This is a genomic window from Neorhizobium sp. T25_27, assembly GCF_002968565.1.
Taxonomy (GTDB): domain Bacteria; phylum Pseudomonadota; class Alphaproteobacteria; order Rhizobiales; family Rhizobiaceae; genus Neorhizobium; species Neorhizobium tomejilense.
This window is the reverse complement of sequence record NZ_PVBJ01000003.1, coordinates 214208-227785: the sequence shown is the minus strand read 5'-3', so window position 1 is coordinate 227785 and position 13578 is coordinate 214208. Positions and strand designations below refer to the sequence as shown.

At 60.9% G+C, this 13578-nt stretch carries 16 protein-coding genes; 6 read left to right on the top strand and 10 right to left on the bottom strand.

Annotated features, from left to right (window positions below):
* Positions 1 to 38: 38 nt before the first annotated feature.
* The 4 genes from C5J24_RS11215 to C5J24_RS11200 all read left to right on the top strand — a co-directional run bounded on the left by C5J24_RS11215 (position 39) and on the right by C5J24_RS11200 (position 3973).
* A complete protein-coding gene (locus C5J24_RS11215; RefSeq protein ID WP_105418038.1) occupies positions 39 to 1145 on the top strand; it encodes an ABC transporter permease in 1107 nt (368 codons plus the stop codon).
* 1 nt (position 1146) lies between these two features.
* Positions 1147 to 1926 carry an ATP-binding cassette domain-containing protein gene (locus C5J24_RS11210; protein ID WP_105418036.1) on the top strand — a complete coding sequence of 260 codons (780 nt, stop codon included), beginning with the start codon at positions 1147 to 1149 and terminating at the stop codon, positions 1924 to 1926.
* Positions 1927 to 1937: 11 nt separating this feature from the next.
* Positions 1938 to 3071 (top strand): Gfo/Idh/MocA family protein, encoded by a 1134-nt coding sequence (locus tag C5J24_RS11205; protein ID WP_105418034.1) that lies wholly within the window; start codon positions 1938 to 1940, stop codon positions 3069 to 3071.
* Between the two features lie 113 nt (positions 3072 to 3184).
* Positions 3185 to 3973, top strand: coding sequence for a TIM barrel protein (locus C5J24_RS11200; RefSeq protein ID WP_105418032.1), 789 nt, complete (start codon positions 3185 to 3187; stop codon positions 3971 to 3973).
* A gap of 90 nt (positions 3974 to 4063) precedes the next feature.
* On the opposite strand, the gene C5J24_RS11195 is transcribed toward C5J24_RS11200, so the two are convergent.
* A complete protein-coding gene (locus C5J24_RS11195) occupies positions 4064 to 4819 on the bottom strand; it encodes an AraC family transcriptional regulator (RefSeq protein ID WP_105418030.1) in 756 nt (251 codons plus the stop codon).
* An 89-nt stretch (positions 4820 to 4908) separates the two neighbouring features.
* Between C5J24_RS11195 and C5J24_RS11190 the strand changes: the two genes are divergently transcribed.
* Positions 4909 to 5445 carry a peroxiredoxin-like family protein gene (locus C5J24_RS11190; protein ID WP_105417890.1) on the top strand — a complete coding sequence of 179 codons (537 nt, stop codon included), beginning with the start codon at positions 4909 to 4911 and terminating at the stop codon, positions 5443 to 5445.
* 67 nt (positions 5446 to 5512) lie between these two features.
* On the opposite strand, the gene C5J24_RS11185 is transcribed toward C5J24_RS11190, so the two are convergent.
* The 6 genes from C5J24_RS11185 to C5J24_RS11160 form a co-directional block, all read right to left on the bottom strand.
* Positions 5513 to 5800, bottom strand: a complete 288-nt coding sequence (locus C5J24_RS11185; RefSeq protein WP_105417888.1) for a YciI family protein — start codon at positions 5798 to 5800, stop codon at positions 5513 to 5515.
* 35 nt (positions 5801 to 5835) lie between these two features.
* Positions 5836 to 6417, bottom strand: a complete 582-nt coding sequence (locus C5J24_RS11180) for a TetR/AcrR family transcriptional regulator (RefSeq protein ID WP_105417886.1) — start codon at positions 6415 to 6417, stop codon at positions 5836 to 5838.
* A 231-nt stretch (positions 6418 to 6648) separates the two neighbouring features.
* Positions 6649 to 7146 (bottom strand): DoxX family protein, encoded by a 498-nt coding sequence (locus C5J24_RS11175; RefSeq protein ID WP_105417884.1) that lies wholly within the window; start codon positions 7144 to 7146, stop codon positions 6649 to 6651.
* A complete protein-coding gene (locus tag C5J24_RS11170) occupies positions 7143 to 7925 on the bottom strand; it encodes a DUF2063 domain-containing protein (protein ID WP_105417882.1) in 783 nt (260 codons plus the stop codon). The genes C5J24_RS11175 and C5J24_RS11170 overlap by 4 nt, the downstream gene beginning before the upstream one ends.
* Positions 7922 to 8803, bottom strand: coding sequence for a DUF692 domain-containing protein (locus C5J24_RS11165; RefSeq protein WP_105417880.1), 882 nt, complete (start codon positions 8801 to 8803; stop codon positions 7922 to 7924). Before C5J24_RS11165 ends, C5J24_RS11170 begins: the two co-directional genes overlap by 4 nt.
* A gap of 63 nt (positions 8804 to 8866) precedes the next feature.
* The gene (locus C5J24_RS11160) at positions 8867 to 9154 is read right to left on the bottom strand and encodes a DUF2282 domain-containing protein (RefSeq protein ID WP_046665609.1); all 288 of its coding nucleotides are present in this window, start codon (positions 9152 to 9154) and stop codon (positions 8867 to 8869) included.
* Between C5J24_RS11160 and C5J24_RS31810 the strand changes: the two genes are divergently transcribed.
* Positions 9153 to 9335, top strand: a complete 183-nt coding sequence (locus C5J24_RS31810; protein ID WP_172723919.1) for a hypothetical protein — start codon at positions 9153 to 9155, stop codon at positions 9333 to 9335. The genes C5J24_RS11160 and C5J24_RS31810 overlap by 2 nt on opposite strands.
* A gap of 18 nt (positions 9336 to 9353) precedes the next feature.
* Here C5J24_RS31810 and C5J24_RS11155 read toward each other — a convergent pair whose 3' ends face one another.
* The 3 genes from C5J24_RS11155 to C5J24_RS11145 form a co-directional block, all read right to left on the bottom strand.
* Entirely contained in the window at positions 9354 to 9812 is a 459-nt protein-coding gene (locus tag C5J24_RS11155; RefSeq protein ID WP_105417878.1) for a hypothetical protein, read from the bottom strand.
* Positions 9813 to 9985: 173 nt separating this feature from the next.
* Positions 9986 to 12034, bottom strand: coding sequence for a TRAP transporter permease (locus C5J24_RS11150; RefSeq protein ID WP_105417876.1), 2049 nt, complete (start codon positions 12032 to 12034; stop codon positions 9986 to 9988).
* A 95-nt stretch (positions 12035 to 12129) separates the two neighbouring features.
* A complete protein-coding gene (locus C5J24_RS11145) occupies positions 12130 to 13113 on the bottom strand; it encodes a TAXI family TRAP transporter solute-binding subunit (protein ID WP_105417874.1) in 984 nt (327 codons plus the stop codon).
* Positions 13114 to 13578: the final 465 nt, after the last annotated feature.

Sequence of the window (13578 nt, the reverse complement as noted above, 5' to 3'; positions counted from 1 at the left end):
CCACGTCGCGGCTCGGCCACCGATCAGGAGACAGGTCAATGTCGACAGAAACGCTGGCGCGAGCGGACGAACGGATCAAAACCGAGTCCTTCGCAACGAAACTCATGAAGCGGCCGGAACTGGGGGCGATCGGAGGGGTCGTTCTCGTCACCGTGTTCTTTTTCCTGACCGCAGACCGCACCATGTTCACGCTATCCGGGATCATGAACTTCATGACGCCGGCCGCACAGCTTGGCATTCTCGGCATCGCCGCGGCCATGCTGATGATCGGCGGCGAATTCGATTTGTCGATCGGCTCGATGGTGGCCTTTGCGGGCATGGTCTTTGGCGTCTTCGTCGTCAATGTCGGCATGCCGCTTATCATCGCAATACCATTGACGATGGGGCTCGCCGCGGCACTTGGCGTGACCAACGGGCTGATCGTGCTGCGCACCGGGCTGCCTTCATTCATCGTCACGCTCGCAGGTCTTTTCGTGCTGCGGGGCGCATCACTGGTCGGCCTGAAAATGTTCACCGGCGGTTCCACTCAGCTGCGCGGCATCCGCGAAGCGGTCGAGGGGGATTTCCTGGTGCCGATCTTTTCCGGCGACGCCTTCGGATTTATTCTGACATGGCTGGCAAAGGCGGGTCTTGTCGACAGCTTCAAATCCGGTGTGCCAAAGGTGCCGGGCATCCCGGTCGAGATTATCTGGTTCATCGCCTTTGCGCTGGTCGCGACCTATGTCCTGCTGCGCACGCCGGCCGGTAACTGGATCTTCGCCACTGGCGGTGACGCCCTCGCGGCGCAGAATTCCGGTGTGCCCGTACGTCGGGTCAAGATCTCGCTGTTCATGCTGACGGCCATGGCCGCCGCGCTTGTTGCCATCATCACTGTGATCGATGCCGGTTCCACGGACGCCCGCCGCGGCTTCATGAAGGAGTTCGAGGCGATCATCGCCGCGGTCATCGGCGGCTGCCTCCTGACCGGCGGCTACGGTTCCGCGATCGGTGCGTTTTTCGGTGCGATCATCTTCGGCATGGTCACCATCGGGCTGACCTATACCCGCTTCGATCAGGACTGGTTCCAGGTCTTCCTCGGCGCGATGCTGCTGCTCGCGGTGATCTTCAACAACGTCATCCGCCGACGTGTGACCGGAGAACGCTGAGATGTCCGCCCCTATCATCCATATGGAAAACATCAAAAAGCACTATGGCAACGTCATCGCGCTCAATGGCGTGACCTTCGACCTGCTCGCCGGGGAATGCCATTGCCTGCTCGGCGACAACGGTGCCGGCAAGTCGACCTTCATCAAGACCATGTCGGGCGTGCACAAGCCGACCGAGGGCTCCATCACTTTCGAGGGAAGGCCGCTTTCCTTCGACAGCCCGCGCGACGCCATGGAGGCCGGCATCGCCACGGTATTCCAGGATCTGGCAATGATCCCGCTGATGTCCGTGACCCGCAACTTCTTCATGGGACGCGAGCCGACCAAGGGACGGGGCCTGTTCAAGCGCTTCGATATCGACACCGCCAACGAGATCACCATGGCAGAAATGCGCAAGATGGGCATCAACCTGCGCGGCCCCGACCAGGCGGTCGGCACGCTTTCGGGTGGCGAGCGGCAGACGGTGGCGATTGCGCGCGCCGTCTATTTCGGAGCCAAGGTGCTGATCCTCGACGAACCAACCTCGGCGCTTGGGGTGCGACAGACCGCCAATGTGCTTGCGACCATCAAGCGCGTGCGTGCTCAGGGAATAGGCGTCGTGTTCATCTCCCACAACGTCCGCCATGCGCTTGCCGTGGGCGACCGCTTCACCGTGCTCAACCGCGGGCAGACGCTCGGCACCGCTACGCGCGGCGAAATCACTGCCGCCCAGTTGCAGGACCTAATGGCCGGTGGTCAGGAAATGGCCGAGCTTGAAGGCTCGCTCGACGGAACGATCTGAGGTAACCCCGAATGGATAAATCGTCTTCATTGCCTCAACGTCCGCTCGGGGTTGCCCTCATCGGCACGGGCTTCATGGGCAAGTGCCACGCCATGGCCTGGCGCAACGTCGCCGCGGTATTCGGCGGCGCGCATCACCGGCTCGAAATCCTGTCGGATGCCACGCCGGAGAGTGCCGAGGCCTTCGCCCGCCAGTTCGGCTTCGCCCGCGCCACCGCGCGCTGGGAGGAAGCGATAGCCGATCCCAAGGTTGACATCGTCTCGATCACGGCCCCGAACGGCATGCACCGCCCGATGGCCGAGGCAGCGCTCAGGGCCGGCAAGCACGTGTGGCTGGAAAAGCCAATGGCGCTGACGCTCGTAGACGCCGAGGCGATGGCGGCGACGGCGGCCGCACATCCGGGCCAGGTGACCATCCTCGGCTACAACTATCTTAGGAGCCCGGCCTTCCAGGCGGCGCGCGGCCTGATCCGCGACGGCGCGATCGGGCGGCCGGTCGCCTTCCGCGGCGTCTATGACGAAGACTATTCGGCCGACCCGCTCCTCCCGTGGTCGTGGCGGATGACTCACGAGGGTGGCGGACTGGGCGCACTCGGCGACCTTGGCTGCCACCTCGTGAGCCATATGCTGGCGTTGATGGGGTCGGTCACCGATGTGGTCGCCCAGACCCAGGTCACTATCCCCACGCGTCCCTCTCCGGATGGGCCGAAACGGGTCGAGAACGAGGACAGTGCTCTGGCGCTCCTGCGCTTCGCCTCGGGCGCGCAGGGTTCGTTCGCCACCTCCAGGGTGGCGCGGGGCCGCAAGTGCCGGCTGCAATGGGAGGTGCATGGCAGCGACGGCACGATCGTGTTCGATCAGGAGAACATGAACGAATTGTGGGTGCATCGCGCCGGCGAGGCCGGCTTCGTGCGTCATCTGACCGGACCCGGGCAACCGGACTTTACCGCCTTCTGCCCGGCGCCGGGGCACAATTTCGGCTTCAACGAGCAGAAGGTGGTCGAGGCGCGCGACCTGCTGGTGGCGATCGCTGGCGGTCCGAACGCAGGTCCCGATTTCGTCCAAGGGCTCGACATCGAGAAGGTCATTCACGCCATGGCTGCCTCGAATGGTGCTGTCATCCGCATTGAAGGGCAGAAACCGTGAGGGCGTGCCCGATGTCATCGGCATCCGGCACGCTTGCCGACATAGCCTGCGGCAGCGCCAGGCCTGATTGAAGACGCACCTTCTTGCGCCCCATAACAATCGAGAGAGTAAACATGGATCAGCCCTTCACGCTCGCCGCCTGCGCGGAAATGCTCTGGCGCGACAAGCCGATCGAGTGGCGCTGCGCGCGGTTGGCCGACCTGGGCTTTCAAGTCGGCCTATGGAACTGGCCGGACCACGATCTCGCCGGGCTGGAGAGATCGGGGGCCACGTTCTCGATCATGAACGGCTACCTTACCGGCCGGCTTGCCGACGACGAGGGCGCCGACGAGCTTTTGCGTTCCGCGCGCCAGACGGCCATGGTCGGCAAGCGGCTCGGCGTCGCGCGTCTCAACCTGCATGGAACCGGGCTTGGCGAGGGCGGGCTGCCGGCCCGCCCCAGCGATGTGGTGACAGGACGGATGTGGCTGAAGGCAAGGGACACGCTTTGCCGCATCGCAGACATGGCGGAGGAGGAAGATGTTGTCTTCACGCTGGAAAACCTCAATCTGCCGGTTGATCATCCCGGCACGCCGTTCGGACGTGCCGAGGATACCTTGGCTCTGGTCGCGTCGGTCAACCATCCGCGTTTACGCCTCAACCTCGACCTCTATCACGTGCAGATCGGCGAGGGGAACCTGATCGAAACCTGCCGTGCCTGCCTCCCATGGATCGGCGAGGTGCAGGTGGCCGATGTGCCCGGTCGGTGCGAGCCAGGTACCGGCGAGGTCAATTACCCGATGATAGCGCGCGCGCTCCACGAGATGGGTTATCGTGGGCCTATCGGCATGGAGGCTTTTGCAAAGGGCGATCCGGAAATTGCCCTCGAGGCATTTCGCGCTGCGTTTACCCTTCGCGGCTAGGAGAGTTTCCGTCCCCGCCTGGCGCCTTTGCCGTCCGACACCAGTCGATGCGCGAAGACCATAGGAACAGGCGGGCGCTTGATCCCGCACCTAGGATCGGACTGATGGCCAGTCGCCAAATTTTCGAAAGAAAGCGCGAGAGAATGCGGCCGCACTGCCAAATCCGACCTGACGCGCCACTGCCTTCACTTTCGCTCCTTTATCGAGCTTCCGTCGAGCAAGAATCAGACGCCATCCGGTCAGGTAAGCCTGCGGCGTCGTGCCGACCACGTCGCGAAACAGGGCCATGAAATGGCTTCGCGACATCCCCGCAGCCGAAGCAAGGTCATCGCTGTTCCAGGCTCGCGCTGGCGCATCATGCATTGCCACTAACGCCCGGTGTAACGCTGGATGGGACAGACCCGCCAGCAAACCCGGTCCAGTCGCCCCGCGGTCGATCGCTGACCTCAGGATAAGCAGGACGATGACTTCGCAAAGCCGGTTAAGGGCGGCGCTTCGTCCGCAGCGCGATTCCACCGCTTCCGCCATGAAGGCGGCCGTGGTGTCGCGAAGGGTAGGAATGTCATTGACGTCGACGACGACCCGGTCCGGCAAAGCGTTCATCAGTGGGTTATGCGTCCCCTCGAAATCGACCGCCGCGGTTATCAAAGCCGATGGCTCGGGAGACGTGTCGCCCCGTGGGTGGAGGGCGATCCGTTCGGCAGGGCCACCCGGTTCTCCAATTACAAACAGCCGGGCACGGCCATCGCTGATCGGTGGCGGTTCCAGCGAGGCTTCCAGCTCGAACGCATCAAAGAAGGCCGTTAGGCGATCGACTTTCGGAAGAATTTTCAGACTTTGGATCATGATTTCTGGACAATAATGATCGTGATCATGGGATGCACACGCTGTGACGTCAACATGGCGTCAGAAGTTTCACCTAAAGGAGTTGATCGATGTTGGTCCCGAGAACACTGGCCCCCAATTTGACCGTCAAGACTCTTCAGCACGGAGAATTCGATCTCACGCGCGAAAACCCATCGCTCATGACGCTCGTCTGCTTCTATCGAGGCCTTCACTGCCCCGTCTGCGGAAATTATCTCAAGGAATTGGAACGGCTGACGCCGGCCTTCGAAGAGCGCGGCGTACACACAATTGCCATGAGCTCCGATGGGGAGGAACGCGCCCGGCAAATGGCAGACAAGATCGGTGCAGAACATCTGCGTATCGGTTATGGCCTGCCCTTGAGCACGGCCCGGCAATGGGGTCTCTATATCTCCGCCTCGCGCGGAAAAACGTCGATCGGCATCGAGGAGCCGGAGCTTTTTTCAGAGCCGGGCGTATTCTTGATCAGACCGGACCAGACCGTCTATTGGCTCTCGGTGCAATCCATGCCGTTTGCGCGGCCACTTTTCGCCGAGATGGTGCAGGCGTTGGACTTCGTGATCAAGAACGACTACCCGGCGAGAGGCGAATATACGGGTGAGGTCTAAGCCCGCTTGGTCGCAGTCGGACGCCGAAAGGCTGCCCGTCCGGCCCCGGGATCGTCGCGCTCATACCTCAAACCTTGAGAAAAGCCAGGCGGTCATCTGTGCGGCCGGGTGCGATTTCAAGGATGTCGGCGGTGACGACATCTTCCACAACAAAGGGGTCTTGCTGAACGCGTGTTTCCAGATCGGCGCGGGAGGTATTGTGGGCGAGAACCGCGCCGCCTGCGCTTGGCTGAATGCTTCCGCTCAGGAGGAAAATGCCCTCGTCGAAACCTCGCTTGAGCCAGGCATTGTGCCCTTCCATCGAAGCAGGCGCTTTAGCCTTGTTGGCAGAGAATTTGAGCGTGACGACGAACATAGGCGACCCCTCGGGATTCTGGACGGAAACGGTTTCTACTTGGGTGATGACGTGGGTTGCTGCGCTGTCAGCCATTGGCACATGTCTTCAACCTCACGGCGCACGAACGCCTCATCGCGAAACGCGGTCGCGAGCGCGGCCACACCCTGGCTGCGCATGAGAATGTGCATGGCGAACTCATCGGCGCCGGTGTCATGGCCGATGTCTCTGAACTGGCGCGACAGCCAATTGCGGAACAAAGTGAACAGCTCGGCCGCTCTGTTCTTGGCAACATGATCGAGCTTGGCGAGTTCATTACATAGCGTTCCGACGGGGCAGCCATGGGCCATGATCTTCGCCTGGTTCATGATGAGGATGTTGATGAAGCTGCGGATGCGGTCGGTCGGCGTTTTCCCCTCGACCTCCCACGCATCGAGCATCGCCCTTGTCTTTGAAAGGCGATGGGCGATCACGGCTTCGAGAATCTCGTCCTTGGTCTTGAAGTGATAGTAGAAGTTCCCACGCGAAAGCCCTACGACCGCCGCGATGTCAGCGAAGGATGTCGCCTCGAAACCTCGCTCGTAGAAGCGCTTGTCGGCTGCTTCAACAATCTGCTGTCGCGTAGTCGTGGCGACCAAATTCCGGCTCCTCTGAATGCGCTTGCCGAAAGCGCATTCATTTATTTAGGACGATTGACCTAGAGCCTTTTAGGACATTTGACCTACAAATGTCAAGAATTTTTTTGGGCGGAATGCATGGTTGAGGGAGCGTAGCTGTCGAACAGCTTAACCGATTGACGCTGCCCTTGGGACGTCTCCAGGTTAGGCGGATTGAGAGTATTCTACCGGTTCGAGATGGGCCGAGCGTCGTCATTCGCTGCGAAGTTTGACCAAGGGATCAAGTGCGATCCTGCCGCCGCCGTACACCACAAGCGTCAGTGCCATGGCGGCCCATGGAAGATGGAAGTTGGCCCAGCCGTCCGGAATAGTGAGATGGATCACTGCCGTCATCGCGAGCAGGCCAAGAGCCGCATAGCGGGTGAAAAGGCCGAGAACCAGCAGGACGGGCAGGGCAAGTTCGGCAATCCCGGCCGCCGCCGCCATGGTCAACGGCATAGGGTAGGAGAATTGGCTGCCGAATATATGCAGCTTGAATTCCTGTTCGAACAGAAATCTGGCGCCGGTCGAGAGGGTCAGGAATCCGTCCCACTTCGTCAGCCCCGATTTGAAGAACGGGATGGCCAGGCCGATGCGCAGCGCCAGCAGCGGCAGCGACTGTGGAATTGATGCGAGCAGGTGTTCGGCGCGATGATGAAGCGAGACAAGTGCTATGCCGAGACCGCGGGAGGAAGCACGTTCGATGGTCATGGATGTTCTCCTTCAACAGGTTCAAAGGCGCTGAATACGCCAAGGCCGATCAGACCGATCAAAGCCGATCCGAAATCGAAATCGGGCGCGGCGGCGAGTGCCGTCTGCGCCGCCTCGCCGAGGGTCGCCCCCTCAAGGAGGCAGGCCGCGAACGCCGCGTCCCGCGGAGGTAGGACATGGACCTCGACGTGCATTGCCGGCCGCACGACCAGCGCCGCTTCGGGATGCCAGTCGGCAACCGTTGCCACGGTCTCGCCCTGATGGGCGCTCCAGATCGAGCCCACGGGAAAGTCCGATCGGACGAGTCGGGCCGAGGGATGTGGAACAAGCGCCATGTCGGAAATTCGCTCCGGCGCTACGCTGGCAAGTGCGGTGACGCCGAGCGGCAATCTGTCCGCCGCATGATAGGCCCGGGTCCAGGCAACCTCGATGCGGGCGACATCGGGAAGATAAGGGAGAGAAGCCGCGGGCGGAAATGCCGCGATGAAATCGGGGAAGTCATCGCCATAGTGCATGATCAGTGGCGAGGCCGGCTTGTGATCTGCGGCGTAGGCGCGGGCCATACCGGCAAAGAATTCGGAGCCGACGAGCCGCTTCGTCACCGGGAAGCGCTGGCCGAGTGCCGTCGTCAGCCCGACATAGACATTGTTGCGGTAGACGGCGAAACGCGATGGATCGGCTGTACCGCGGGCGGTGGTGATGCCTTGCGGAAGCGGCTGATCCGGATGCAGCAGGGCGACGGCGAAGGCATCCTGGCTTTCGATGAAACCCATGGTCATGCCGCCCGGTTGGCACGGCGTTTTACGGCCGCAGCGTTCAACATGGCATCGGCGCGAACCGCCTCTGCCCGAAGGGAGGCAAAATCCGGGACGTCGTTGTCCCACTCGATCAATGTCGGCAGGGGACCGCTCCGGGACAGAGTGTGTCGGTAAAGCTCCACCACATCGGTTCTGACGGTGCTGCCATGGGCGTCGATCAGCAGCCGGTCACCCACGCTGTCGACGGTTTCGTCATAGCCGGCCAGGTGGATTTCACCAACCAGTTCGATCGGGAAACGGTCGATATAGGCGACTGGATCGAGACGGTGGTTTACGGCCGAAACCATGACATTGTTGACGTCGAGGAGCAGCCCGCAGCCGGTGCGGTCGGCGATCTCCGTCAGGAAATCCACTTCCTCGATCGTGCTCTCGGAGAACAATAGATAGGTCGACGGATTTTCGAGCAACATTTGCCGGCCGAGCCATTGCTGCGTCTCATCGACATGGTCGACGACCCGCGCCAGCGTTTCGGCCGTATAGGGCAGCGGCAGAAGGTCGTTGAGGAAGCCGGTCTCGTGGGTCGACCAGGCCAGATGTTCCGAAAAGCTCTGCGGCCGGTAACGATCGATGAGGTCACGAAGCCGCTTCAGATGTTCTCTGTCGAGGTCGCGCGCTGCACCAATCGACAGGCCGACGCCATGGAGGGACAGCGGATAGAGGTCGGCGACTGCCTCGAGATAGCGGTGCGGTGGCCCGCCAGCACCCATGTAGTTTTCGGCATGGACCTCGAAAAAGCCGACATCCGGCTTGATGGCGAGAATGGTTTCGTAATGCTCCGGCTTGAGGCCGAGGCCGGCGCGTGGCGGCAAGGCGGTGGAGCGGTTTGCGGAAACGGTCATTGCTGTTCTCCCTGTATCGACGGATAAGGCGGAGGCCCGGCCAAACCGGGCCTCCGCCGGGGATCAACCCTTCATGGGCTGCAGCATGCCTTTGTGGCCGTTGACATTCATCGAGGTGCAGGTGCCGGCGGGGACGGCCTTCCAGGCATTGCCCTGATAGTCGGCCGTCGAGGTGCCGGCGCAGGTGGTGCCGGGGCCGGCGGCGCAATCGTTCTGACCCTTCAGTGCGATGCCATAGCATTTCTCGTTGCCGACCATCTTTTCCGGCGCCAGCGGTGCGGCGAAGGAAACGGATGCGATTGCCGATGCGAGCGAGCCGGCGAGGGCGAGGGTGAGCGTGGAACGGTTCATGGATGATCTCCTCTTTGAAGTCCGCAGGCCGGTGATCGGCTGCGTAACCACCCATTCGATGGGGAGAGCCCGACGTTACGCTTTGCCGCGAACACAAGTTCGTGATCGCTTTTTGGTCTTGACGCCCGACACCACCCTGGTGCGCGTCCACCAGCAGGCCGCCGCCGGAAAAGGGGGATAAAACTTAGGTGCTGGCGGCTTACGGGCTTGCAAACCGGGTGAGGGAAGTTTCGCCCGTCCAATCCAATTCCCGCGGGTCATAGCGGACAGTGCGGATCGCAAAGGAAAGCGGGTTTAGTCCGTAACACGTCGAGAAGGTATCTCCCGGCGCGATGGCTTCACCACTCGTATGGGACGCCCTGTAAACGATCGAATTGCGTTGCTTGGCAACCAGGCTGAACGAGACAGTCTCAAGGGCTCTGTCCGCATGGTTGGTAATCCGGACCGAGACCGGCATATCTGGATTTGGGCACAACTGGGGATCGGAGTTCGCTGAGATGGAGACAGACTGGTTCGAGGGCTCCTGCTCGCTTTTCCGATCGGTGGCGAGCCAAAACCCGACCCAGGCAACGGCAAGCAAAGCGACCACAACGGCGCTAGCTCTGCGCGAAAACAAAAAGATTATCAAAACTATCGCGCCGCCGATCAGCCAACCCATTGTGGCCTCGCGACATTGTGGCTGATGATTGTCTTCATCGCTCCTACCTAGGTTTGAAGCAGGTGCAACGCAATGGAAGGAATTGGCATGGGTATTCTTTCGCTGCCCTGATGTCAGACGCCGCTACGTGTTGACCACTCCTCAGCGGTCTCGGTTGGGGTGCTGGCCGCCTCTTAAGCGTGCACCCGGCGGACCGCAGTGAGCTGCCGACCCAAGACAGGAATGACCAAAAGCAGCCCCACCAGCGACGACACAAGTTCAGGAACGACCAACAGGATCGCGGCTAAAATCAGGAGTGTTCGTTCCCACCAGACGGTTCTGACAAGCAAGAAGCCGGAAAGGGCGGAACCGAGGCATGTAATCCCCAAGACGCACCCGACGAAGGCGATCGTGAAGTTGCTCCAGGAGAAGTTGGCGGTCACAAGCAGAAGGGAAGGCGAGAACACGAACACGAACGGTACGAGAACTTTTCCCAAACCGAGGCGAAATGCGGTGTTGCCTGTCTTGAAGGGATCGGCGCCCGCCATGCCGGCCGCGGCATAGGCCGCGAGCGCGACGGGAGGCGTGATGTCGGCAAGGACGCCATAATAGAAGACGAAGAAATGCGCGACGATCGGCTCAACGCCGAGCAAGCCAAGTGTCGGGGCGGCAATCGTTGCCATGATGATATAATTGGCAGTCGTCGGAATGCCGCAGCCCATCAGAATGCAGACGACACCGGTCATGATGAGGGTGAATAACAATGTCAGTGTCTGCGGTCCGAACCAGGCGGCTGGAACCATCGTACCGACCCAGCTGGCCATTTCCGCCGCCGTCGTCGTGACAATATAGGAAATCTTGAAGCCGACGCCGGTCAGCGTTACGACCCCCACGATAATGCCAACCGTTGCCGCCGCCGCGCCGACGGCCAGCGCGTATTTTGCACCGTCCCGCAGACCCTCGAAGACTTCCGTCACCGACATGCGCCGGCGCGGATTGATGAGGCCTACGGCGATGCAAAGCGTGATGCCCCAGAATGCAGCGAGGTAAGGCGTGTAGCCGGAAAGCAGGATGCCAATCAGCACGACAAGCGGGATGACGGTCGGCCAGTCGCGCTTTAAGGCTTCCTTCAGATCCGGCATTTCGTCATCGGTCATGCCTCGAAGACCCTCCCGCTTCGCCTCGAAGTGAACCTGAACCAGGACACCGAAGAAATGCATGAAGGCCGGAACGATCGCCGCCAGGATGATCGTCGTGTAGGGGAGATCAAGGAACTCGATCATCAGGAATGCCGCGGCGCCCATGATCGGCGGGGTAATCTGGCCACCGGTGGACGATGCGGATTCGACAGCCGCTGCAAATGTGCGCTTGTAGCCGAGCCGGATCATTGCCGGGATCGTCAGCGAGCCGACAGTCACCGTATTGGCGACGGACGAGCCGGATATCATGCCAAACAGTGCCGATCCAAAAATCGATATCTTGGCCGGACCACCGGCGTAACGACCAGCAACCCATGCCGCGCAATCGAGAAAGAGCTGGCCGAGCCCGATACGTGTCGCGAACACCCCGAACAGCACGAAATGGAAGACGTAGGTGGCAACGACGCCAAGCGCGATGCCGTAGATGCCCTGGCTGGTCAGATAGAGGTGATTGATCAACTGCGAGAAGGTCGCGCCGGGATGGACCAGAATTCCCGGCATGGACGGCCCGTACAGAGAGTAGACCATGAACAGGACGGCGATGATCGGCAAGGGCCAGCCCACCGAGCGGCGCGTTGCTTCGAGAAGGACCAGAACCAGCACGCCACCCAGCACGACATCCGTCGGCGTCGGATTTCCGACACGGAAGGCGAGGTCATCGAGCGGAATGAATGGAACGTGCATGACGGCGATGACCGCACCGATTGCCAGCGCCCAATCGAAAAGCGAAATGCCGAGCGGCCGCAACACAGTCGAAGGTGCCGGCTCGCCGTAACCGCGCCTTGAGAAGGGAAATACCAGGAATATCAGGCCAAGGACGAAAGACAGGTGGATGCCGCGATGCAGCACCTCAGACAGAAGGCCGAAGCCGGCGGTGTAATAATGAAAGAGGGACAACGCGATCAGCAAGGCTCCGACCAGCCGCGCAACAAGCGGCGCCAGCGGCCGAAACCGGATTTCGGCATCGAACTGCTCTTCGAGCTCGCGCGCCCGTGCTTCGTCAAGCTCCATCGGAGAGGTCTTGCCGGCTATGCCGTCGCCCATGTCGGAAATCCTTAGCGATAATACTGCTATAACGGTCGATGCGGCGGCCTGCCTCAGCCTGCCGCCGCATCACCAATCACATGTTCGGCGCCTGTTTACTTCAGGACGCCGGCTTCCTTGTAGAATTTCTCTGCGCCCGGATGGAGGGGAATGCCCAGGCTGGTCGTTGCATTTTGAAGAGTGATCATCTTGCCCTTCGCATGTCCAGCATCGAGTGCAGCGCGCGTCGCTCCGTTCCACATGACCTTGGTGATCTTGTAGACCAGCTCGTCCGACTGCTTCGCACTGGTAACCCACTGTGCCGCAACCGAGATCGTCGGTGTTTCAGCAACATCCTTGTAGGTATTGGCGGGGACAGTATCCTTCGAAAAGAAGGTGTAGTCCTTGATCAGCTTGTCAATTTCCGGACCACTGATCGGAACGAGCGAGATGCCACTGGACGTGGCCAGTTCGGAGATAGCCCCGGTCGGATAACCACCAACAAAGAAATACGCGTCCAGTCCTCCGTCACGCAGGCGGTCGCCGGCCGGGCCAGGCTTGAGGTGCTCGGCCTTGATATCGCTCTCCTTCAATCCGTAGGCACCGAGCACGATACGGGCGTCGACGATCGTCCCCGAGCCTGGTTCGTCAATGGAAACGCGCTTCCCCTTAAGGTCTGCAACCGATTTGATGCCCGCACCCTTGCGCGCAACAAGATGGATCGTTTCCGGATACAGCGTGGCGATCAGGCGAAGGTCCTCGACTTTGCCCTTTCCTTCATAGAGGCCCGTGCCACTATGCGCCCAATAAGCGACGTCCGATTGGGTGAATCCGGATTCCATTGATCCGCCCTGGATCGCGTTGATGTTGGCCACGGACCCATTCGACGCAACAGCTGTGGAAACGAGGCCGGCAACACCCTTGTCGCCGGCGCCTGAAATTGCGTTGGCGATCAATCCCCCGATCGGATAGTAGGTTCCAGCAGTCCCGCCCGTACCAATTCTAAAAAAGGCCGGCGCCTGTGCGCCCGCCAAGCTGGCACCGAGAGCGAGCACCCCCGCGATGGCGCCGATCGACATGAAACGTTTGCTGATGTTCATCGATGTCCCCTTTTACCTGTTTCGGTGAACATGATGAATGTGCCCAGCGGTTGTCAACAAAAAGTGATGCTGTCAGGATGCGGTCAGGTTCGATCAACCTGGGGCTAGATCTCAAGTGCCAGTCTCGCCTCAGGTCTGACGTTTGGCGGCGGCCGGAGCATCCACACGTCCCCGGCCGCTTTGCTCGCCACAAGTATCTCACCACGTGTACACGAGCGGATCGAACCTACGAACACGGCGTTGTCAGTCAATAGGGCCTTAAGGCTGAAGATGAAGCGGCCGTAATCGCCAGTTGCAGTCACTGTGATCTAAGGGGCATGGCAAGGCTGATTGCTGGATCGATGGCGGCATTGAGGATTTCGCCTGCGCGCCCCGGCAGTTACTGGAGCCTCGCAAGCTGATGGTCTGCTCGTGATGGAGAGGATGCGAGGCAGATGTCGCTGTTTTGCGTTGGTGCAAGCCGAT

Excerpts from the sequence above, each read along its gene's own strand:
- C5J24_RS11150 (WP_105417876.1), bottom strand. The coding sequence starts at position 12,034 with ATGGGCGACGGCATAGCCGGCAAGACCTCTCCGATGGAGCTTGACGAA.
- C5J24_RS11190 (WP_105417890.1), top strand. The coding sequence starts at position 4,909 with ATGTTGGTCCCGAGAACACTGGCCCCCAATTTGACCGTCAAGACTCTT.
- C5J24_RS11175 (WP_105417884.1), bottom strand. The coding sequence starts at position 7,146 with ATGACCATCGAACGTGCTTCCTCCCGCGGTCTCGGCATAGCACTTGTC.
- C5J24_RS11210 (WP_105418036.1), top strand. The coding sequence starts at position 1,147 with ATGTCCGCCCCTATCATCCATATGGAAAACATCAAAAAGCACTATGGC.
- C5J24_RS11215 (WP_105418038.1), top strand. The coding sequence starts at position 39 with ATGTCGACAGAAACGCTGGCGCGAGCGGACGAACGGATCAAAACCGAG.
- C5J24_RS11165 (WP_105417880.1), bottom strand. The coding sequence starts at position 8,803 with ATGACCGTTTCCGCAAACCGCTCCACCGCCTTGCCGCCACGCGCCGGC.
- C5J24_RS11195 (WP_105418030.1), bottom strand. The coding sequence starts at position 4,819 with ATGATCCAAAGTCTGAAAATTCTTCCGAAAGTCGATCGCCTAACGGCC.
- C5J24_RS11155 (WP_105417878.1), bottom strand. The coding sequence starts at position 9,812 with ATGGGTTGGCTGATCGGCGGCGCGATAGTTTTGATAATCTTTTTGTTT.
- C5J24_RS11205 (WP_105418034.1), top strand. The coding sequence starts at position 1,938 with ATGGATAAATCGTCTTCATTGCCTCAACGTCCGCTCGGGGTTGCCCTC.
- C5J24_RS31810 (WP_172723919.1), top strand. The coding sequence starts at position 9,153 with ATGGATGATCTCCTCTTTGAAGTCCGCAGGCCGGTGATCGGCTGCGTA.
- C5J24_RS11145 (WP_105417874.1), bottom strand. The coding sequence starts at position 13,113 with ATGAACATCAGCAAACGTTTCATGTCGATCGGCGCCATCGCGGGGGTG.
- C5J24_RS11160 (WP_046665609.1), bottom strand. The coding sequence starts at position 9,154 with ATGAACCGTTCCACGCTCACCCTCGCCCTCGCCGGCTCGCTCGCATCG.
- C5J24_RS11200 (WP_105418032.1), top strand. The coding sequence starts at position 3,185 with ATGGATCAGCCCTTCACGCTCGCCGCCTGCGCGGAAATGCTCTGGCGC.
- C5J24_RS11185 (WP_105417888.1), bottom strand. The coding sequence starts at position 5,800 with ATGTTCGTCGTCACGCTCAAATTCTCTGCCAACAAGGCTAAAGCGCCT.
- C5J24_RS11170 (WP_105417882.1), bottom strand. The coding sequence starts at position 7,925 with ATGACCATGGGTTTCATCGAAAGCCAGGATGCCTTCGCCGTCGCCCTG.